The organism is Volucribacter amazonae, from assembly GCF_029783845.1.
GTDB classification, from domain to species: domain Bacteria; phylum Pseudomonadota; class Gammaproteobacteria; order Enterobacterales; family Pasteurellaceae; genus Volucribacter; species Volucribacter amazonae.
In genome coordinates this window covers 941,894-963,242 of record NZ_LWID01000001.1, presented here as the reverse complement: position 1 = coordinate 963,242, position 21,349 = coordinate 941,894, and the positions used below count along the sequence as shown (strand labels likewise).

Here is a 21,349-nt window from a genome sequence, read left to right as displayed (position 1 = left end):
TGGTATATAGTCAATGATTAAACATTAAGGAAAATCTTATGAAAAAAATCTTAAAAGTAACCGCACTTTCTTTAGCATTAGCCCTTACTTCAGGGTTAGCCAATGCTGCAGAAAATATTGCATTTATTAATGCCGCTTATCTTTTCCAAAATCACCCTGATCGTAAAGCGATAGAAGAGAAATTAGATGCGGAATTTAAACCACAAGTGGAAAAATTAGAGGCAAGCAAACAAGCCATTGAAGAGAAAATTCAAGCAGAAAGACAGAAAATTGATGAGCAAGTGGCGAAGTTAGAAAAAGATGCTAAAGATCCAAAACAACGCCCTTCTGAGTTACAAAAACGTCAAGAAGATCTTTATAAACAACAAGCCGCAGCTGAAGAGGAAATTAACAAATTAGTGGCTGAACATGATAAACAGGCACAAGAGTTTCAAGTGGCTTATGATCGCCGTCAAGCTGAAGAACGCACTAAACTATTAGAAAGCATTCAGCAAGCCACAGACAAAGTAGCAAAAAACAAAAAATATACGCTTGTGTTAGATGCCAATTCGGTGGTTTATGCCAATGACGGAAAAGATATTACCGAAGAAGTGTTAAAAGCAATCCCAGCACAGGCTAAATAATGGCATATCAACTACAACAATTAGCAGAACAAATCGGTGCTACCCTTAGGGGTAACGCCGATATTTTGATTGAGAGCATTGCGCCTTTAGAGCAAGCGAACAATAAGCAAATTACGTTTATTTCCAATCCTAAATTTCGTGAACAATTGTCGCATTGCCAAGCAGGGGCGATTATTGTAACAGAACAAGATGTTAGCTATTGCTCAGCACAAAGTAATCTCTTAATTGTTAAAGATCCTTATGTGGCTTATGCGTTACTGGCACAATATATGGATAATACCCCTAAAGCAGCGGCAGGCATTGCGGAAAGTGCAGTGATTTCATCAAAGGCAAAATTGGGTAACAATGTGTCTATTGGGGCAAATACTGTTATTGAAGATGAGGTTGAGCTTGGTGATAATGTGATTATCGGCGCAAACTGCTTTATTGGTAAACAAGCCAAAATCGGTGCAAATAGCCAACTATGGGCAAATGTCAGTATTTATCATCAGGTGCAAATTGGCGAGCATTGTTTAATTCAAGCTGGGGCAGTAATTGGTAGCGATGGCTTTGGCTATGCCAATGATCGTGGGCGTTGGATTAAAATCCCACAAACTGGCACAGTGATTATTGGTAATCATGTGGAGATTGGCGCTTGTACTTGTATTGATCGAGGGGCGTTAGATGCTACCGTTATTGAGGACAATGTGATCATTGATAACCTTTGTCAGATTGCTCATAATGTGCATATTGGTACAGGTACAGCGGTTGCAGGCGGTGTGATTATGGCAGGTAGCCTTAAAATTGGGCGTTATTGCTTAATTGGCGGTGCCAGCGTGATCAATGGGCATATGGAAATTTGCGATAAAGTTACCATTACGGGTATGGGTATGGTCATGCGACCAATTAGCGAACCGGGTGTGTATTCTTCAGGTATTCCATTACAAACGAACAAAGAATGGCGTAAAACGGCGGTATTAACCTTAGGTATTGATAATATCAATAAACGTTTAAAAGCCTTAGAGCGTCAAAATAATAAATCACTTAGCGAATAAGGATCAAAATGACAACTGAACAAACAACAGACAGAATTGTTGATATTAATGAAATTATGCAATTATTGCCACACCGTTACCCTTTTCTTTTGGTTGATCGTGTGGTTAATTTTGAAGAAGGTAAGTGGTTAAAAGCCATTAAAAATGTGAGCGTAAACGAACCTTGCTTTACGGGACATTTTCCCCATAAACCCATTTTTCCCGGCGTATTGATTTTAGAATCTTTAGCACAAGCTATGGGGATTTTAGCCTTTAAAACCCATAATCTTAATGATGATGAGCTTTTTTATTTTGCAGGCATTGATGAAGTCCGTTTTAAACAACCTGTTGTACCTGGTGATCAAATGCAGCTTTATGTTGAAGTAATCAAAGAGCGTCGTGGGGTAACCCGTTTTAAAGGAATTGCCACCGTTGACGGTGAAGTTGCTTGCGAAGCGATCTTAATGTGTGCGCGCCGTTAATTCTTGCCATTGGAGAAAATTATGATTCATCAAAGTGCAAAAATACACCCTACTGCCATTGTGGAACAAGGGGCAAAAATTGGTGAAAATGTGGTGATTGGGCCTTTTTGTGTCATAGGTAAAGAGGTTGAAATTGGCAAGGGAACGGTACTACATTCTCATGTAGTGGTCAATGGGATAACCCAAATTGGCGAATACAACCAAATTTTCCAATTTGCGAGTATCGGCGAAGTCAACCAAGATCTTAAGTACCAAAATGAACCAACGAAAACCATTATTGGTAACCGTAACCGTATTCGTGAAAGTGTAACTATTCATCGTGGTACGGTACAAGGCGGTGGGGTAACACGTATCGGCGATGAGAACCTCTTTATGATTAATGCCCATATTGCTCATGATTGCCAAATCAAAAACCGCTGTATTCTTGCCAATAATGCCACGTTAGCTGGGCATGTGGAATTAGATGATTTTGTGATTGTGGGCGGTATGTCTGCCATTCATCAATTTGTTATCGTGGGAGCTCATGTTATGCTTGGCGGTGGGTCAATGGTAAGCCAAGACGTACCACCTTATGTTATGGCGCAAGGTAACCATGCTCAACCTTTTGGGGTCAATATTGAGGGCTTAAAACGCCGCGGTTTTGATAAACCAACCTTACATTCAATCCGCAATGTGTATAAACTGATTTATCGCAGTGGTAAAACCCTTGATGAAGTCATGCCAGAAATTGAACAAATTGCTGAAAAAGATTCGGCAATCAGTTTCTTTATTGCGTTTTTCAAGCGTTCAACACGAGGCATTATTCGCTAGGTAAACAATTTTTTGACTTGACCGTACTCAAAGTGCGGTCATTTTTTTAAGTATTTTTAGATATGGAAAAACATAAAGATTATCCGCTTATTGGTATTGTAGCAGGAGAAATTTCAGGGGATATCCTTGGGGCTGGATTAATTCGTGCCTTAAAAATCATTTATCCTAATGCTCGCTTTATCGGCATTGCTGGGCCTAGAATGCAGGCAGAAGGTTGCCAAAGTTTGGTGGACATGGAAGAAATTGCGGTGATGGGATTAAGCGAAGTGGTTAAACATTTACCTCGCTTATTGAAAATACGCCGTCTTGTGATTCAACAAATGTTGCAACAACGCCCTGAGGTTTTTATTGGTATTGATGCCCCAGATTTTAATTTAACGGTGGAGCTAAAATTAAAACAACAAGGCATTAAAACCATTCATTATGTTAGTCCCTCTGTTTGGGCATGGCGACAAAAGCGTATCCACAAAATTGCTCAAGCTACTCATCAAGTGTTAGCTTTATTACCTTTTGAAAAAGCCTTTTATGATAAATTTGACGTGCCTTGTCAGTTTATCGGACATACTATGGCAGATAGTATCGCCTTAAAACCTTGCCGTAATGAGGCTTGTGAACTGCTACAACTGGATCCGCAACAGCGTTATGTGGCGATTTTACCGGGGAGTCGTGGGGCAGAACTTGAGTTTTTAAGCGAGCCTTTTTTACAGACCGCCCAAAAACTAAAACAACAATTCCCTGATTTACAGTTTTTAGTGCCGTTTACTAGCTCTGCTCGCCGTCAACAATTTGAACAAATTAAAGCCAAAGTTGCCCCAGAATTAGCCCTTATTTTTCTCAATGGCTATGCTCGCCAAGCGATGATTGTGGCCCAAGCCACCTTATTGGCATCAGGCACTGCCGCACTGGAAGCAATGTTATGTAAGTCGCCTATGGTTGTGGCTTACCGTATGAAAGCAACAACTTATCAATTAGCCAAACGTTTAGTTAAAACGCCTTATATTTCCTTACCAAATTTATTGGCTGATGAAATGCTCGTACCTGAGCTGATTCAACAGGATTGTAATCCAGATAACTTAGTACAACAGCTTAGCGAGCTATTAGCAGACAATGAACAGGCTAAACAAAAGCGAAACCAATTAATCCAACGTTTTACCGATTTACATAAATTAATTCAGCGTGATGCCGACAAACAAGCGGCTGAGGCAGTACAACAAATCTTGGAACAACAATAAATGACAGATCAATTTATTTATCCCAATGGAAATTATATCGCCGGTGTTGATGAAGTTGGCAGAGGTCCTTTAGTGGGGGCAGTGGTTACTGCGGCAGTGATTTTAGATCCCCATAAACCTATAGCTGGCTTAATGGATTCCAAAAAACTCAGTGAAAAAAAACGGCTATTATTGGCGGAGCAAATTAAACAAAATGCACTGGCTTGGAGTTTAGGGCGAGCAGAAGCGGAAGAAATTGATCAATTAAATATTTTACAAGCCAGTATGTTAGCGATGCAAAGAGCGGTAGAAAATCTCGCCATACTACCAGATTTTGTGTTAGTTGATGGTAATCGGTTGCCTAAATGGCACTACCCTTCGCAAGCGGTGGTCAAAGGAGATAGCCTTGTGGCAGAAATTAGTGCTGCCTCTATTTTGGCGAAAGTTGCCAGAGATCAAGAAATGTTAATCTTGGATCAACAATATCCACAATATGGTTTTGCTCAACATAAAGGTTATCCAACCAAATTGCATTTGGCAAAATTAGCACAATTTGGTCCGCTACCAATGCACCGCAAAAGTTTTGCCCCAGTACGCAAGTTTTTAACAAAATAATCTCAAAATTGACCGCACTTAGTTGTTAAAAAAGCATAAATAAGTGGCGAATATAAAATCATTACACTTCCTCTCCCTATCATTTCGTGGTAATTTTATAAACAATAACGAAAATTAAATGACAGGGACTACCATAATGTTGCAACAGATTCTAACTTGGCATAACGGTTTTGTACAAACTCCGCTTTTTGTTACCTTACTTTTTTTACTTGTCGCCATTTTCTTATTTGTTCGTAATAAAATTCGTATGGACGTGGTTGCCTTGTTAGTTATGCTGGCTTTTTGTTTGAGTGGCATTTTAACTATCGAAGAAGTTTTTGCGGGATTTAGTGATCCTAATGTTATCCTGATCGCTTTGCTTTTCATTGTCGGCGAAGGGCTAGTACGAACAGGCATTGCTTATCAAGTAAGCGAATGGCTGATGCGAGTGGCGAATAATAGTGAAACAAAAGTGCTTGTGCTATTAATGCTAGCCGTAACAGGGCTAGGGGCATTTATGAGCTCAACGGGCGTGGTTGCTATTTTTATTCCTGTGGTATTAACAATTTGTCGTCAAATGAATATATCGCCACGCCGTTTAATGATGCCTTTGAGTATTGCGGGCTTAATTAGCGGTATGATGACACTTATAGCAACGCCACCTAATTTGATCGTCAATGCAGAATTAATGCGTTACACTGATGAGCGATTAAGTTTCTTTTCCTTTACCCCCATAGGGCTAATTATTTTACTTATAGGCATTCTCTATATGCTTTTTATGCGTGGTTGGTTATCCGATCCTACTGAGCAAAACCCAGAACAAACTCAACGCCATTCCATTACGGATTTAATTGATAAATACCAATTAGAAGGGCGATTAAAGTATTTTGTGGTACGTTCAGGCTCGCCTTTTATTGGTAAACGCTTAGACGAATTACATTTACGTTCTCAATATAACCTTGATGTGGTTTCTATTGAACGTTGGCGACGTTTTCGTCCTATTTCTATTAGTGCTTTAGGTACTTCCGAATTAAGAGAAAAAGATATTTTATTAATTGATATTGGTAATCCAGATCTGAATCTTGAGCAATTTTGTCAGCAATACCAATTAGGGCTTGCTCAAGTTACCGAACAATATTTTAGCCGTCAAGCGAAAACCATAGGTATGGCAGAACTCACCCCTTCCCCAGAGGCAAATATCCTAGGAAAAAGCGTGCGAGATATTCGCTTACGTTCTAATTATGGTTTAAATCTTATTGGTATTAAACGGAATAATGAACTACTCACTGAAGATATTTCCAGTGAACCTTTTAAAATGGGGGATTTATTATTGGTTATTGGAGAATGGCGTTTAATTCAAGCAATGCAAAAAGAAAACAAAGACTTTTTTGTATTAAGCTATCCTACAGAAGCTGAACAAGCCTCGCCAGCTTCTAGTCAAGCACCACACGCTTTATTTGCCATTGCAACAATGGTCATCTTAATGGTAACGGGGATAGTGCCTAATGTGATCGCAGCGTTGATTGCTTGTTTAATGTTAGCGAAGTTTCGTTGTGTCGATGCGAAAAGTGCCTATAACTCCATTCATTGGGCAAGTTTAATTCTCATTGTTGGTATGATCCCCTTCTCAGTGGCATTACAAAAAACAGGAGGTGTTGATCTTATTGTGCAAGGAATGTTAGAGTTAGTTGGCAACTGGGATTATCATGCCATTTTAATTAGCTTATTTGTATTATGTGCCACAGTAGGACTCTTTATTTCAAATACCGCCACCGCAGTCTTAATGGCACCCATTGCGATTACCATGGCAGAACAGCTCAATGTTTCCCCTGTTCCTTTTGCAATGATTGTTGCCATTGCCGCTTCCGCCGCCTTTATGACACCAATATCTTCGCCAGTGAATACCATGGTATTAGGTCCTGGGGGATATAAATTTATGGATTTTGTTAAAGTCGGTGTCCCATTTACTATTTTAGTGATGTTGGTAAGCGTGTTCTTAGTGCCGGTTTTGTTTCCGTTGTAAAAAATCCATCTTATGGGATATAACAGCATTTTATAAAAATACCAGAAATTAGAATATATTAGAGATCAAACAATGCAAAACTTACCCTCTTTTCTCGCTATGTATGCGAAACTTATTGAAATGCCCACGATTAGCAGTATTGAAGCCCAACAAGACTTATCTAATCAACATCTTGTGGAAACATTAGCAGATTGGCTAACAGCATTAGGTTTTAAGACTGAAATCATCGCTGTTGAAGGAAGTCGGCATAAATTTAATTTATTGGCAATCAGAGGCGAAGGCGAGGGAGGCTTGTTATTAGCGGGGCATACCGATACGGTTCCCTTTGATCAAGGGCGATGGACAACAGATCCGTTTAAATTAACAGAAAAAAATAATAAACTTTACGGCTTAGGCACCGCAGATATGAAAGGCTTTTTTGCCTTTATTATTGAAGCCCTTAAACAGTTAGAACTTAATCAACTCAATAAACCTATTCGTATTCTTGCCACTGCTGACGAAGAAACCACTATGTTAGGGGCAAGAACCTTTGCTCAGCATAGTCATATTCGTCCAGATTGTGCCATTATTGGCGAACCTACTTCATTAAAACCTATTCGAGCACATAAAGGGCATATTGGTCAAGCATTGCGGATAGTGGGGAAATCAGGACATTCTAGCGATCCAGAGAAAGGTATTAATGCCATTGAGCTGATGCACCAAGCAACAGGCTATTTAATGCAATTAAGGGATCAGTTAAAACAAAAATATCATCATACTGATTTTGCGATTCCTTACCCAACCATGAATTTTGGAGCAATTTATGGGGGGGATGCGGTAAATCGTATTTGTGCTTGCTGTGAATTACATTTTGATATTCGCCCATTGCCGAATATGAGATTAGAAGACTTAGATGAATTACTACAACACACACTAAAACCAATGTTTGAACAATGGGGTGATAGAATTTCATTGCATCATTTGCATACGCCCACGCCCGGTTATGAATGCCATCATTCAGCCCAGGTGGTCAAAATGGTGGAAAAATTAGTAGGAGAAAAATGTGAAGTAGTAAATTATTGTACTGAAGCCCCTTTTATCCAACAACTTTGCCCAACGTTGGTGCTTGGACCGGGTTCAATTGAACAAGCACATCAACCCGATGAATTTCTTGATATGAAATTTATTCAATCGACTATTGATTTATTAAGGCAATTAATTATGGGGATTTGTCGATAATCTTTTGATTTTAAAAGATAAAACAAGTGCGGTCAGTTTTGCAAAAATTTTCGGTATTATGTAGCAGTTGCACAAAACCCCAAAATTCAGCTAAACCGCCATTAAAAAATTCTGCTCTTGATGATTTTTTACATCACCAAGGGCTTTATTTTATTTCATTTTCAGGGAAAATTTTGTTTTTTGGCAAGATTTTCCGAAGTTCAGACGTAGAAAATCCGCTTAACCTTGTAAAAGGTGTTAATGATAATACAAGTAATGTTTATTTTAGGAAGCTAATATGTGGATAAGGTATAATAATTGTAGAGAAGATTTATTGATAAGAAATAATAAATATGTAGCTTAGGTATTATCGAAAATACTTTGGAAATGCAGAAAAACTTATCTATAGGCAAATCTTTTTCCATAAGGTACTCTTTAGTTTTCAAGCTTAGAGAGTACTTAGGGCTCAAAAACTAAACCTATTCTTACTCAAATTTTATTAAAGACAGCTAAACTTAATCTAAAAAATAACACTAAGGAGTATCAATAATGGATATATTTAGAATTCATGGAGATAATATTGTCGAATGTGAGCGTATAGCTAATTTAATTATTACGACGTTACATCCAGGCAATATACGTACTTTTCTTGTATCTCCATCAACATTTGCAATTGAAATAAATTGTGCATATTCAGGCAACCTTATTCACTGGAGATTAGAACTTCTTCCTGGTTTTAATAAGAATACTAAGAGAAGATGGGAAGAGAATATTTTTGATTCTCTTAAAGAGGCAGGAAGTTTCTTTGATGAGACTCCTGATGCCATAATCTCCAAAATTAATGATGAAAAAGAACAGATCATTCTCGGAATGGAATTTTGCTCAGCATTACAAGCTGGGAATCAAGCATGGCAAAGAAGCGCAAGAGCCTTCTCTACAGGACGTACAGGTTGTCCTTATTTATATATAGTTGATTTCGTTAAATATGAGCTGGATAGTACCACTCGACAGCGAAAAAATCTTCGTTTTCCAAACCCCGCGGTACCTTATAGCTATGTCAATTATTCTAAAACAACAGGAAATTTTGTTGCGCAGCTATATACTAAGTCTGAAGAATTTGATAGAGCACGTGATAAGAGTATCGCAAACTTTGATGAGTCGATTTTCGGTAACGACACACTTGGAATTTTCATAGTAAAACTTATGCTTGGGATGGATACTTCTCAAGAAGAAGAGATTATCCTAAAAAAAAATATGAGTGCGGTTCAATTTCTTGCGGATCACTTTGATAAAAAGAGTAATTTTACTTCAGCTGAATGGCAGGAAGTATACTCCTTAAAGCATGATGATATTGTCGACTATGCTGTGAGAAAAAAACGTTTTGGATTTCATAAAACTATTGTAACGAAAAGCCATCATGGAGCATCTGCAGATATAATAAATCTTGTTGATCAGCTTAGTATTGGCCTAGCTTCTAGAGATCTTCCTTTTGGAATTATTGCAGCTGATAAAAGGAAAATATTTGCAAATCAATTATTCAAATTATATCCTGAAGCAGATGTAGATATTATCAATGCCCTTGCTAATAGCGATAAGCATCTGATTGTTGCCATTTTCAAAGGTTTTAAACCTCGTGGTGACGACAATCGACCTGATAGAGGGCTTCTTCCTCTAGCTGCAATGTTATCCTCTACTGATGTTGATGTGGTGTCTTATATCTATGGGCCTGTCATAGAAGCAAATTTAAGGCTTTTAGACACAGCCCCAATTAAACTAGCAGAACGGAATGGTTTATGGCGCTCGATTCTTGCTTTAAGCAACTATATTGTCCTCGATGCACCAGTTCTTGCATCAGAAAAATATGATGCTGAACGGCTCTATGACTCATCTAAAATAAAAGAGTTTTATACTGCTCTTATAATGAATAAGCAGTTAAAAAGCAGGCAGGTTTTCTCAAGTATTCCTGTAAACTTTGGAGAGGATGATGTTGATACTGGTATCCATTACTTGTTTGCTCATGTTCTTAAACAATACTGTTTTGAAGGCATGTGTAACCCTCCAGGGGGAGATTGGAGTGGATTTTCTATTATTGATGGTTATCACGAAAATCGCTGGCTATCCTTGCCACGTGTAAGTGATATTATTAATGGAAAACGCCCCGATCATATTCTTGAGATATTTGGAATATTTGATAAACCTTTGCTTTTATCGATTGAATCAAAGGAACGCTCAGTTGATCTAGAGTATGATGTGGGAACAAAACTTGTTACATATATCAAAAAATTAATGGATTTTGTTCCAAGTGCCAAAAGACAATTTAAACCTTTCATTGGTGAGTGGACGTGGGGGGATAAACAAGTAGATTTTAATAATTTTGAAATAATATCCGTTGCAGCTTACTTAAAAGAACATGCAGAATCCCCCTCTGAAGTATTTAAGAAGAATTGTGAGATTTTATTTGTTATGGCCCCTATTGTGCAGGACCAAAAAATTGGATGGGAAATTGAAATCATCCCATCCACAGAGCGTAGTTTAATAGTTAAACAATTCATCATTGATAAATATAACAATTCTGGGGATAATCATTTTTATATTTATTAATTAGTAGTTTAGATAAAGAGATTCTAGAACCGTCTCAGTCTCTTTATCTATTACTTTTTTAAAAGTTGAATTCCCAGAAGGAATTAGCTCATGTCTCTTGTATAATTCTTTTGGAATATCAACGATATAGTCTTCTTCCCCCCTTCTTCCATCAAATGACAGAATCCACTTTATACCTCTTTTATTTAGGTCTGCTAAGTATTCTAGGAATCTATCAAAATCAATGGTCCCAAAATATCTGCCCTTTGTATGGAAGTAAGGTGGGTCCAGATATATAATATCGTCACTTTTAGCGCTTGCCGTTGTTGTAATATAATCATCAGCAAAAAATTCTGTATTTTGTATATGCTTAGACCAGTCCATAATAATCTTATCTAATGTATCAGGGTTTATTCCCTTACGGGAATAGTGTAGAGAGTTGTTGAATTCTCCTTTGTCATTAAATCGAATAAGACCGTTTACGCATGTTCTTGAGAGGAACATTAAATCATATGGTAATTTATTATGATTAAAAGAATCACGAATCTCATAGTAGACAGTATATCCTTCCTTTTGTAGTCTTACCCATCTATCTCGATATTCTTCCGAAAGTTTTTGTGGGTTGTCACGAATCTCTTTCCATAAGGCAATTAGAGGTTCACAAATATCTCCACATATACTTTTTTTAGGCTTAATTGCATACAGCATTGATCCGCCCCCAATGAATGGCTCATAGTATGTATCATAAGATTCAGGCAGAAAAGATTTAATCTTTTCAGACTGGGAGCGTTTACTTCCACTCCACTTAATTACTGGTTTTATCATTTTTTTTCTTTTCCTTTGAGACTTGGAATAAATTTATTTGATCACTTTCCTGTTCTATGTGTGATAATCTTTCTTTTGAAATATCGCAGTACTCTTTTTCAACTTCAAAACCGATGTAATGACGTCCCATCATTTTTGCGGCTACGCATTCGCTGCCAGCTCCAGCAAATGGAGTAAGTATAACGTCGCCTGTTTTAGAAGAGAGCTCAATCATTCTTTTTAATATTTTAATAGGTTTCTGCGTAGGATGCTTCCCGTACCTAAGTTCTTCTTTATTTTTATTATTGGAAAGAGCCCATACAGTTCTCATCTGCTTACCTGGGGATTTTAATTCATCGCCAGGAAAGTCGCCATTCTTTGAATATTCATAGTCAAAGTAATAGTTCCTTTTTTTACCTCCAGAATGAGCCCAGAGTACGGTCTCATGACTGGCAGTCAGACGCCTACCAGAAAGATTAGGAAAGGCATTTTTCTTGTACCAAATTACCTCGTTTATAATTTCAATCTTTAACATCTGACATACAATATTTATGATTCCTATGTTGTGGTAAGTTCCAAAGATCCATATCGAGCCGGTAGGTTTTAATATTCTCCTTGCCTCAGTAAGCCAAGCTATAGAAAAATTTAAATATTCATTAAGGGACATATTATCCCAGTTTTCATTTGTAATATTCCAGTTCCCGCCCATTCCAGCTAATGAAACACTATTATCCCATTTCCAGTCACCACTTTTTGAAAGGTTATAAGGTGGATCTGCTATAATCAAGTCTATACAATTATCAGGAAGTGTCTTCATCCCTTCTATGCAATCCTTATTTGAAATATAATCATAAGGGATAACGCTAGGTTCAGTTACCTCATTTTTTTTCTTCATAGTCTTTCTCTTTATTATTGATAGGAATATATTCGACAATTTCACCTATATTAGTATTAAGAACATCACAAATTTTACACAGGATTGATAATGTTACTTCCTCATCCCGATTAAGCTTTGTCATAGTATTAGGTGATATTCCTATCATCTTGCGCAACTTAGCTTTACTGATTTTCTTATCGATTAGCAGTTTCCAAAGTTTGTTATAAGAAATAGCCATTACGCCTCCCATTTATACACAATTATCATACTTGTGCGCTTTTCTCTTAATTTATTGCGAAATTTTATTGTTATGATAATAGTTTTAAAGTTAATAATCAAATAACTATATGTAATGAAGTAATCAGGAAAACAGATTTTTTGACGAGACTGTTTTAGCATAGTTCTCGTTATTAGTAGCGCTTAACTAAGAGATTAAGTGTAGAGCTAACAGCTCCTTATCGTAAAACCTATTGTTATATTCCCGAAAGCTCTATTCGACGAGAAAAGGGGAGATTTAGTCTTTAATATTTAGTGATGTATAATCAGGATGAAATCTTTCAAAATAAATTAGATTATGCGAATTTTGCTTAAAACACGTTGATTTTTGCCAAAAAGTTGAACGTCAAAAAAACTTGAACGAAGAGTTATTGGGATGTAGAGTATGAACGAGCTTACAATGAATTTTGTGAAGCAGAAAACTTAAATAAAACTAATGTTAGAGCTTTATTAGAAAATTACCAACATACTAAACGTTTACCTCGCCAAGACGAAATGAAAGAGCTACCAAACTTTAAAGTCGGTTTATTCCAGCGTGAAAGCCTATTTAATAGTTTAGTTGCTAAAACTCGTAGTTTTATTGAAAGGTTTTACATGGGGGTGTTAATGATCATGCAAAAATGAACCAGGTAGACGCAGTAAGATCATCGAAAAGTGTTCCACTGCGTTTTTTGATAAACTCCTTGTTATTTAAACAGGGAATAACCCGGTATGCTTTGTATGGAAACTATCTTAAAAATTCGCCGTCTTTACCATAAAGAGGGTCTCTCACAGCGTAAAATTGCTGAAAAACTTCGACTTAGCCGTCGTACCGTTAAAAAATATCTCAATGCTATTGAGATACCCCAATACCAACGTCAACACACTGATGCCCCTAAATTAGGTCCTTATAAGGCGCTGTTAATTGAGCGTCTTAAAGAAGAGATGAGTAAACCTCCTGCTCAACGATTAACGGCTGTTCGCCATTTTGAGTATCTGCAAAGTCTCGGTTTTGAAGGAAAATATCCTTGTGTCTCTCGTTTTATTAAACGCTATAAAGCAACGTATTCTCCCTCAACCACAAGCGTCTTTATTCCCCAAAAATTCCCTCTCGGAGAATCTTATCAGTTTGACTGGAACATCGAAAAAGTCATATTAAATGGGCTAGAAACAACCGTTAATGTGGCCCATTTTCGATTGTGTCACTCTCGAGCTTATTATGTTCGAGCTTATTTTAGGCAAACCTTAGAAATGCTAATGGATGCTCATAACCAAGCCTTTGCTTATTTTGGTGGTGTGCCATCACGAGGCATTTATGATAATCCTAGAACGATTGTTAAACAGATAAAACAGGGTAAAGAGCGGTCCTTTAATGAGGAATTTTTGGCTATGATGAACCATTTTCTTATTGAGCCTGTTGCCTGTACGCCTGCCTCGGGGTGGGAAAAAGGTCAAGTCGAGCGACAAGTCCAAACCTTACGTAAACGTCTTTTCCGACCTATACTGACCTTTTCTTCCCTTGCAGAACTCAATGATTATCTCACAGATTGGTGTGCAAAACAGATTAAGACTCAACATTGGATCGAGGATAAACAGCAAACCATTGCTCAACGTTTGGAAAAAGAACGTGAAATACTCTCGCCTTTTACGCCTTACTTAGGTTATCGGACGACGCGTTTGCTTGTTAATACTTCTGCACTAGTGCTATTTGATTCTCACCGTTATAGTGTGCCTTGCCATCTATGTGGAAAAGAGGTCATTGCTCAAATTGGTGCACAAGAGATAGTGCTTGTTTACCAGAACCAAATTGTTGCTCGGCATCCACGTCAATTTACTAAAGGAGGAGCCAGTTATAATCCTTTTCACTATCTTTCTGCTTTAAAACAAAAACCAGGCGCACTACGACATGGCGAACCTTTTCAAGGCTGGGCACTTCCTCCAGCAATAAAAACACTTCAACATCATTTACTCAAACAACCTCGAGGCGATAAAGCAATGGTGAAATTATTAAGCTTAATTGCAGATTTTAGTGAAGAGGTAGGCGTAACAGCCGCAGAGCTTGCTTTAGAGCAAGGATTACCCACTGTAGAAGCGGTTCTCAATATTATTTTAAGATTAACTGAACCCGCTATTCCTAAGATTGAAAGCAAACATGTGGCACTTGCCCACCTAAAGTAAATCTCAACCAGTTTGACCAACTTCTGCAATATCGCAAAGCCCCCTCTTTTCCCCCACTAAAATAATGATATCAAGGAGATGATAATGGAAAGACAAGATTATATTGACTTACTTCAACAACTCAAACTATCGACCATGGCGAATGAGTTTGATGAAATCGTGATTGAGGGAGTAAGACGTAAACGTCCAACATTAGATATTTTTGCTCGATTGCTAAATGTAGAGATAACACAAAGAAAGATTAACCAAACATTAGGGCGTATTAAACGAGCTAAATTCCCTCAGCAGAGAACTTTTGCTGAGTTTGATTTTACTCAAAGTCCTCTGGATGAAGCTCATCTTCGCTTGCTATGGGAAGGAGGCTATATCAAGACAAAGCATAATATTATTTTGGTAGGTGGCCCAGGCACAGGAAAAACTCACTTAGCAACAGCCCTAGGATTACAAGCGGCAGAGCGGGGCTATAAGGTTCGCTTTTGGAATGTATTAGATTTAGTCAATCAGCTTGAATTAGATAGTCAAACCAAGCAATTTAAGCTTGTCCCTCAAATGCCCCGTCAGGATGTCATTATTCTGGATGAACTGGGATATTTACCTTTTAGCCAAAAAGGCGGTGCGCTGTTGTTCCATCTGATGAGCCAACTTCATGAACATACCAGTGTAATAATCACGACAAATCTTGAGTTTTCGGAATGGGGAACATTGTTTACGGAGGCAAAAATGACAAATGCACTCTTAGATAGGCTGATACATCATTGCCATATATTGGAAACAGGGAACGAATCTTACCGATTTAAACATCGTAATTAACTAATAGAATATAATCAAAGTGGCTCACTTTTGATAGATCTTTGTGGTTCAATTTTAGAAGATCATTGACATTTATACCTTTTCTTGTTTTCTCGATTGCCTTGTTGGGCTAGAAAATGGATCGGTTCGTAGTGTTATAGTAAAATCTAATTAAATACGCTACAATATTCACATGGCATACTCAAAAGACTACCGACAAATGATATTAGCCAAACTCAAAGGTGGCGCAAGCTTTCGAGAATTGGCACAAGAGTTTCAGCTCAGTACTAACACCATCCAGAGATGGAAGAAAAACCCTGAACGAAAGAAACGTATTGTTAAACCTTATAAGATTGATAACGAGCTCCTCAAAGCCGATGTTGAAGCTTATCCCGATGATTATCAATGGCAGCGAGCACAGCGTTTAGGTTGTAGCCAAAACGCCATTTGTACGGCTTTAAAAAGGCTCGGAATAACACGTAAAAAAAGACGTTAGCGCATTCTCAAGCAAATACTGAAAAACGAAAGTCTTTTCTTAATGCGCTAAAAGCATTTAAAAAAGCGGGAAGAAAAATCATTTATTTAGATGAGAGCGGCTTTAAAATGCATGACAACAGACCGCATGGGTATGCTCAAAGAGGTAAGCCTTGTCTTAGCCAATCCAACTGGCAACTTAAAAACCAGAGCAATGCCATCGGTGCTGTGCTTAATCAACAGCTGTTTGCTGTGGGGTTGTATGATTGCAGTATTAATAGCGATGTTTTTCATGGTTGGGTCCAGCAGTGATTACTTCCGCAACTTCCTGATAACAGTGTTATTGTGATGGATAATGCCGCTTTTCATAAAGGTTCAGACACAAAAGCATTAATAGAAGCCGCGGGGCACACCATTCTCTGGCTCCCACCTTACAGTCCTGACCTTAATCCAATTGAACGTACTTGGGCTTGGATAAAGCAAAAACGTAAAGAATGTCGGTTAAATTGCATAGACCGTCTATTCTTTTATTTTATGTGGTTTTGTGGCGATTTTTAATGGGTTTTACTATAAAGAGCTTGCCATTAAATATCAATGTTCTGTTAAAACAATCCAAAGATATATTGATAAAGCCCCTAAAACAGCGTTAAAACTTCCTCTATCAATACATTTAAATATTATTATGGATACCACTTTCTTTAAGCGAGATTTTGGTGTGTTAGTGTTAATGGATAGCTTGACAGAAAAAGTGATTTATCATCAAATTGTAAAAACAGAAAAGGCTATTTATTATCAAATAGCTTTAAATAAATTAAGAGAAAAAGGTTATATTATTCAATCAATTACCTGTGATGGTCGTCGTGGGCTGTTAAAAGAGATATTCAATACACCTGTTCAAATGTGCCATTTTCATCTTGTAGCAATGGTGATGAGAAAATTAAGAAAAAAACATCAATCTCAGGCTGGAAAGGAATTAAAAATTATTATGAAAACCTTAAAAGAAAGCCAAAAACATGATTTTTTTCGTCGTTTGCATTATTGGTATTTAAAACATCAAGATTATTTGAATGAACGCTCAGAGAAATGTAATGAAAAAGGTTATTTTCCTTATAAACATAAAGGATTAAGAGGGGCATTAGAGAGTATTAAATATTATGAAAAGTATTTATTTACTTTTGAAAAGTATGAGGAATTAAAATATTGAAAAAACAATAAATCGGTTAGAAGGTTTATTTAGTGAACTTAAGCGGAAATTAATTAATCATAATGGATTAAGTAGAAATCGTAAGGTTATGTTTATAAAGGATTTTTTGAATAAAAAGAGTCAATAAAATGATATAAAAATAATGAGATCCCACACTTTTGTCCACTTGGAATAAAAATGGACAAAATCCCACATTTTTGTCCATTACACCAATTATCTAACAAGTAAAACTTGTTAATAAAACTGGAGAAATAAAAAATTCCCAAAAAGCACCGCACTTTAAATTAGGTAACTAAGAAAAGTGCGGTTAATTTTGCTTAATTTTTTATCCTATTAAACCATATCAACAAGATAATTGTTATACAATGCCACAATAAATAACATAAATACCAAACCGATAATTAAGATTTCATAGCCTCGTAGTCCCAACTTTTTGCCATTGTATTGATAACGAGAGTATAAGAAAAGTGCGATGCCGGGCATATAAAGTAATGCGGATAATAAAAGGTATTCTAGCCCTGCGGCATAGACAATCCATAAGCCATACACAGAGGCGATCAGTCCTGTGAGTTTGATATACCACTTTGCCTTTTCCTTGACGGCGACTTTAAGCAGATAAGCACCAATCAGGAAATAAGGGACTAAGATCATTGAGGTGGAAATTAATAATAAAGCGTTGTAGCTTTTACCTGTTAATAACACCAATAATAAGCAAAATTGCACCACCAAGCCAGTAAACCAAAGGGAATTAATCGGTGTGCCGTTGTGGTTGAGTTTATCCAATAGTTTAGGAAATGCCCCCATTTTTGCTCCACGATAAGGCACTTCGGCGGAATACATTGTCCAGCTAATATATGAGGCTAGCACTGAGACGATTAAACAAAAGGTAATGATGATTTTGCCACTGTCGCCGATCATATATTGTAATAAGCCTGCCATTGAGGGATTAGACATCGCAGCAATTTGTTCTCTGGCTAAAATACCGAAAGATAATAGGGTAATGGCAACATATAATACTAAGGCAATCAACACGCCTAGCACTGTTGCCACGCCGACATCGCTTTTTTTCTTGGCGTGTGCGGATAAGACTGATGCGCCCTCAATGCCTGTAAATACCCAAAGGGTAATTAACATAGTATTTTTGACTTGATCCATTACGGGTTGTTGTAAGGATTGCCCTTGCCAATCTTGTTGGAATAGGGGTGGCGAGAAATAATAAAGGGCTAAAATAATAAATAATATTAAGGGAAAAACTTTGACAAAAGTCGCCACTAAATTCACTGAAGCAGCTTCTTTGACTCCACTAGCCACCAGCCAATGAACTAACCAGACAATCAATGATGCGCCGATAAATGAGGCGATGGTGTTGCCTTGTCCAAAAATAATGTGATTAGGGCTATCGGTAAAGGTGCCAATGCCCTCAAATGCCACCACTAAATAGCCCACAATACCGATTGTGGCACAGAGCCAATAACCCCAAGCAGATGAAAATCCTACCAATTCGCCAAAGCCTGCACGTGCGTAGGTGTAAATACCGCCGTCTAATTCAGGTTTTAACTTGGATAAGAAAAAGAAAGATAAGCCGAGAAAAATAATGCCTACCCCAGTAATTAACCAACCAATAATTAACGCCTCTGCCCCTGCCACTTCTGCCATATTTTGCGGTAAGCTAAAAATGCCTGAGCCAATCATTGAGCTAAGCACCAAAGCAGTGAGAGCCATTAAACCAATTTTACCTTTTGCCATATCATTTCCTTATAGTCTATGTGCTAATACTTGAATATGCTGAGGCCCAATACCACAGCAACCGCCAATAATAGTTGCACCAAGTTGTTGCCATTGTTTTGCCCAGCTTAAATAATCCATAGGATTAAGATCTTGGCGAATTTCATCTAAGCCGTCATTGGCTGTGGCATTTTTAGGCTGTGGTGGGAACGCATTGGCGTACGCCCCTAATTGAATATGGGTTGCGTTATGGGCGATAAGTTGTTGTTTTGCCACTTGCAAGGCTGCGCCAATCACTTCTGGCTGACAGCAATTAAATAAAATGGCATCAACCCCTAATTCAATCATTTTGCTGACCGCTAATTGCACGCTTTCGCCAGAGCGTAAGCAAGGAGTTGTGTTCGCTTGTTCATCTTGTAAGGTAAAGGATAGCCAAAACGGACGTTGATCCTTTGGTAACAAAGGCTTGATCATTGTCGGTTCAATAATGGCACTTTGGGTTTCACATAACCAAATATCCACATAAGGCGATAAACCTTGAATAATTGGGCGAGCAATTTCTGCCATTTTGTCCGCTTGAAATAAATCGGCACGATATGAACCAAACAGTGGTGGCAAAGAGCCTGCAATTTTCACTGCTTTACCACTTTCTGCTACCGCTTGTTGAGCCAGTTGCCCTGCTAAAGCGCAAAGCTGTTCGCCCTGTTGTTGGAAACGTTGTTCGCCAATATGAAAAGGTACAACGGCATAACTGTTGGTGGTAATCACTTCAGCACCGCTGGCAATAAAATCTTGATGAATTTGTTTTATGGCACTAGGTTGTTGCCATAAGGCTAAGGCTGACCATTCAGGTTGCTTAAAAGGGGCACCTCGGCGAGCTAATTCTCGTCCCATACCACCATCTAAAATAATCATTGCTTACTCCGAGTTTAATATTGCTGTACTAATGGCATTTCAATTTGACATAAAACAGTTACAAAGCCAAATATAGTCGTTTCAATTTAAAATAAGAAAGGCGGCACGCCGAAGACAGTACAAATAGAAATAGTACGGCGAGGCGTGCCAACACCGTATTATTTTAAAGTGGAACGACTATAACAAAACGGCGATAAATATCGCCGTTATAAATTAGAAAATGTTTAATTTTTAAGCGTATACTGGTAAACGTTTACAAATGTCTAACACTTTTTGTTTGGTTTGTTCAATAACTTCAGCTTCGTTATCTTTACCGATCGCATCAAGAACGTCGCACATCCAGCCTGCTAACTCAGCCACTTCGGTTTCTTTAAAGCCACGGCGTGTAACTGAAGGTGTACCCACACGAATACCAGAAGTAACAAAAGGTTTTTGTGGATCATTTGGTACCGCATTTTTATTAACGGTAATATTGGCTTTACCAAGGGCAGCATCGGCGGCTTTACCAGTCAAACCGTGGCTGACTAAATCTACTAAGAATAAGTGATTTTCTGTGCCGTTAGACACCACGTTATAACCACGTTGTTTAAATACTTCTACCATAGCTTTGGCATTTTTTACCACTTGTTGCTGATAGGCTTTATATTCAGGCTCCATTGCCTCTTTGAAGCAAACCGCTTTTGCCGCAATAACGTGAACTAATGGCCCACCTTGTCCTGCTGGGAATACGGCACTTTGTAATTTTTTATACAAATCTTCATCTTTGGCACTGGATAAAATCAAACCGCCACGAGGTCCGCCTAGGGTTTTGTGTGTGGTGGTGGTAACAATATGGGCGTGTGGTAATGGATTAGGGTAAACACCTGCGGCGATAAGACCTGCAACGTGAGCCATATCCACAAATAAATAAGCCCCGACTTCATCAGCAATTTCACGCATTTTTGCCCAATCCACCACTTGTGAATAAGCCGAGAAACCGCCCACAATCATTTTTGGTTTCACTTCAAGGGCTTGCTGACGTAAGGCATCATAATCAATAAAGCCTTCTGCGGTAATACCATATTGTTCTGCGTGGTAAATTTTACCTGAGAAGCTGACTGCTGCACCGTGGGTTAAATGTCCGCCGTGAGCAAGGCTCATACCTAAAATGGTATCGCCTGGTTGCAACAATGCCATATAAACCGCCGCATTGGCTTGTGAGCCTGAATGTGGTTGTACATTAGCATAATCTGCCCCAAATAACTCTTTAGCACGATCGATCGCTAACTGCTCCACAATATCCGCATATTCACAACCGCCATAATAACGTTTGCCCGGATAGCCCTCGGCATATTTATTGGTAAATTGCGAGCCTTGTGCTTCCATCACTCTTGGGCTTGCATAGTTTTCAGAGGCAATTAGTTCAATATGCTCCTCTTGGCGGCGATTTTCGTCTTGAATGGCTTGCCATAAAACAGGATCATAATCTTTGATATTCATACTTTTTGTTAGCATTTGTTCAGTCCTCTTTGTGTTAGAAAATTGTTGTATAGTTTAACGGTCTATCAATTATAGCCGTCCCACTTTAAAATAATACGGCGTTGGCACGTCTCGCC

General features: G+C 38.1%; 19 protein-coding genes and 1 pseudogene. 14 read left to right on the top strand and 6 right to left on the bottom strand.

What is annotated here, in order from left to right:
• Positions 1-38 precede the first annotated feature (38 nt).
• The 9 genes from A6A20_RS04740 to A6A20_RS04700 all read left to right on the top strand — a co-directional run bounded on the left by A6A20_RS04740 (position 39) and on the right by A6A20_RS04700 (position 10,554).
• Positions 39-623: an OmpH/Skp family outer membrane protein gene (locus A6A20_RS04740; RefSeq protein ID WP_279572381.1), complete on the top strand. Its 585-nt coding sequence runs from the start codon at positions 39-41 to the stop codon at positions 621-623.
• Positions 623-1,657, top strand: coding sequence for a UDP-3-O-(3-hydroxymyristoyl)glucosamine N-acyltransferase (gene lpxD / locus A6A20_RS04735; RefSeq protein ID WP_424585416.1), 1,035 nt, complete (start codon positions 623-625; stop codon positions 1,655-1,657). Before A6A20_RS04740 ends, lpxD begins: the two co-directional genes overlap by 1 nt.
• 8 nt (positions 1,658-1,665) lie before the next feature.
• Entirely contained in the window at positions 1,666-2,118 is a 453-nt protein-coding gene (fabZ, locus tag A6A20_RS04730) for a 3-hydroxyacyl-ACP dehydratase FabZ (protein WP_279572380.1), read from the top strand.
• Between the two features lie 21 nt (positions 2,119-2,139).
• Positions 2,140-2,928: an acyl-ACP--UDP-N-acetylglucosamine O-acyltransferase gene (gene lpxA / locus A6A20_RS04725; protein WP_279572379.1), complete on the top strand. Its 789-nt coding sequence runs from the start codon at positions 2,140-2,142 to the stop codon at positions 2,926-2,928.
• 62 nt (positions 2,929-2,990) lie between these two features.
• A complete protein-coding gene (gene lpxB, locus A6A20_RS04720) occupies positions 2,991-4,160 on the top strand; it encodes a lipid-A-disaccharide synthase (protein WP_279572378.1) in 1,170 nt (389 codons plus the stop codon).
• The gene (gene rnhB, locus A6A20_RS04715) at positions 4,161-4,754 is read left to right on the top strand and encodes a ribonuclease HII (RefSeq protein ID WP_279572377.1); all 594 of its coding nucleotides are present in this window, start codon (positions 4,161-4,163) and stop codon (positions 4,752-4,754) included.
• Positions 4,755-4,890: 136 nt separating this feature from the next.
• Positions 4,891-6,756 carry an SLC13 family permease gene (locus A6A20_RS04710; protein WP_279573744.1) on the top strand — a complete coding sequence of 622 codons (1,866 nt, stop codon included), beginning with the start codon at positions 4,891-4,893 and terminating at the stop codon, positions 6,754-6,756.
• 72 nt (positions 6,757-6,828) lie between these two features.
• Entirely contained in the window at positions 6,829-7,974 is a 1,146-nt protein-coding gene (gene argE, locus A6A20_RS04705; RefSeq protein ID WP_279572376.1) for an acetylornithine deacetylase, read from the top strand.
• A 528-nt stretch (positions 7,975-8,502) separates the two neighbouring features.
• Complete coding sequence (locus A6A20_RS04700) at positions 8,503-10,554, top strand: hypothetical protein (RefSeq protein ID WP_279572375.1); 2,052 nt, start codon at positions 8,503-8,505, stop codon at positions 10,552-10,554.
• Here the strand turns inward: A6A20_RS04700 and A6A20_RS04695 are convergent, their stop codons facing one another.
• From A6A20_RS04695 to A6A20_RS04685, 3 genes are read right to left on the bottom strand one after another with little or no spacing between them, the layout of a single operon-like run.
• A complete protein-coding gene (locus A6A20_RS04695; protein WP_279572374.1) occupies positions 10,555-11,358 on the bottom strand; it encodes a DNA adenine methylase in 804 nt (267 codons plus the stop codon).
• Entirely contained in the window at positions 11,339-12,232 is an 894-nt protein-coding gene (locus A6A20_RS04690; RefSeq protein ID WP_279572373.1) for a DNA-methyltransferase, read from the bottom strand. The genes A6A20_RS04695 and A6A20_RS04690 overlap by 20 nt, the downstream gene beginning before the upstream one ends.
• Entirely contained in the window at positions 12,216-12,452 is a 237-nt protein-coding gene (locus tag A6A20_RS04685; protein WP_279572372.1) for a helix-turn-helix domain-containing protein, read from the bottom strand. Before A6A20_RS04685 ends, A6A20_RS04690 begins: the two co-directional genes overlap by 17 nt.
• A gap of 749 nt (positions 12,453-13,201) precedes the next feature.
• Between A6A20_RS04685 and istA the strand changes: the two genes are divergently transcribed.
• The 5 genes and pseudogenes from istA (at position 13,202) to A6A20_RS04655 (ending at position 17,114) form a co-directional block, all read left to right on the top strand.
• Complete coding sequence (gene istA / locus A6A20_RS04680; RefSeq protein ID WP_424585415.1) at positions 13,202-14,647, top strand: IS21 family transposase; 1,446 nt, start codon at positions 13,202-13,204, stop codon at positions 14,645-14,647.
• Between the two features lie 84 nt (positions 14,648-14,731).
• Positions 14,732-15,457: an IS21-like element helper ATPase IstB gene (gene istB, locus A6A20_RS04675; RefSeq protein WP_279572371.1), complete on the top strand. Its 726-nt coding sequence runs from the start codon at positions 14,732-14,734 to the stop codon at positions 15,455-15,457.
• 172 nt (positions 15,458-15,629) lie between these two features.
• Positions 15,630-15,932, top strand: a complete 303-nt coding sequence (locus tag A6A20_RS04670; RefSeq protein ID WP_279571743.1) for an IS630 transposase-related protein — start codon at positions 15,630-15,632, stop codon at positions 15,930-15,932.
• Between the two features lie 77 nt (positions 15,933-16,009).
• A pseudogene (locus tag A6A20_RS12685) lies at positions 16,010-16,468 on the top strand (IS630 family transposase).
• Positions 16,455-17,114 carry an IS256 family transposase, variant Zn-binding type gene (locus A6A20_RS04655; protein WP_424585414.1) on the top strand — a complete coding sequence of 220 codons (660 nt, stop codon included), beginning with the start codon at positions 16,455-16,457 and terminating at the stop codon, positions 17,112-17,114. The pseudogene A6A20_RS12685 and the gene A6A20_RS04655 overlap by 14 nt, the downstream one beginning before the upstream one ends.
• Before the next feature lie 333 nt (positions 17,115-17,447).
• On the opposite strand, the gene A6A20_RS04650 is transcribed toward A6A20_RS04655, so the two are convergent.
• The 3 genes from A6A20_RS04650 to glyA all read right to left on the bottom strand — a co-directional run bounded on the left by A6A20_RS04650 (position 17,448) and on the right by glyA (position 21,248).
• Complete coding sequence (locus tag A6A20_RS04650) at positions 17,448-18,860, bottom strand: basic amino acid/polyamine antiporter (protein ID WP_279572368.1); 1,413 nt, start codon at positions 18,858-18,860, stop codon at positions 17,448-17,450.
• Between the two features lie 9 nt (positions 18,861-18,869).
• Complete coding sequence (locus tag A6A20_RS04645; RefSeq protein ID WP_279572367.1) at positions 18,870-19,754, bottom strand: homocysteine S-methyltransferase family protein; 885 nt, start codon at positions 19,752-19,754, stop codon at positions 18,870-18,872.
• Positions 19,755-19,985: 231 nt separating this feature from the next.
• Positions 19,986-21,248, bottom strand: coding sequence for a serine hydroxymethyltransferase (glyA, locus tag A6A20_RS04640; protein ID WP_279572366.1), 1,263 nt, complete (start codon positions 21,246-21,248; stop codon positions 19,986-19,988).
• Between the last annotated feature and the right edge of the window lie 101 nt (positions 21,249-21,349).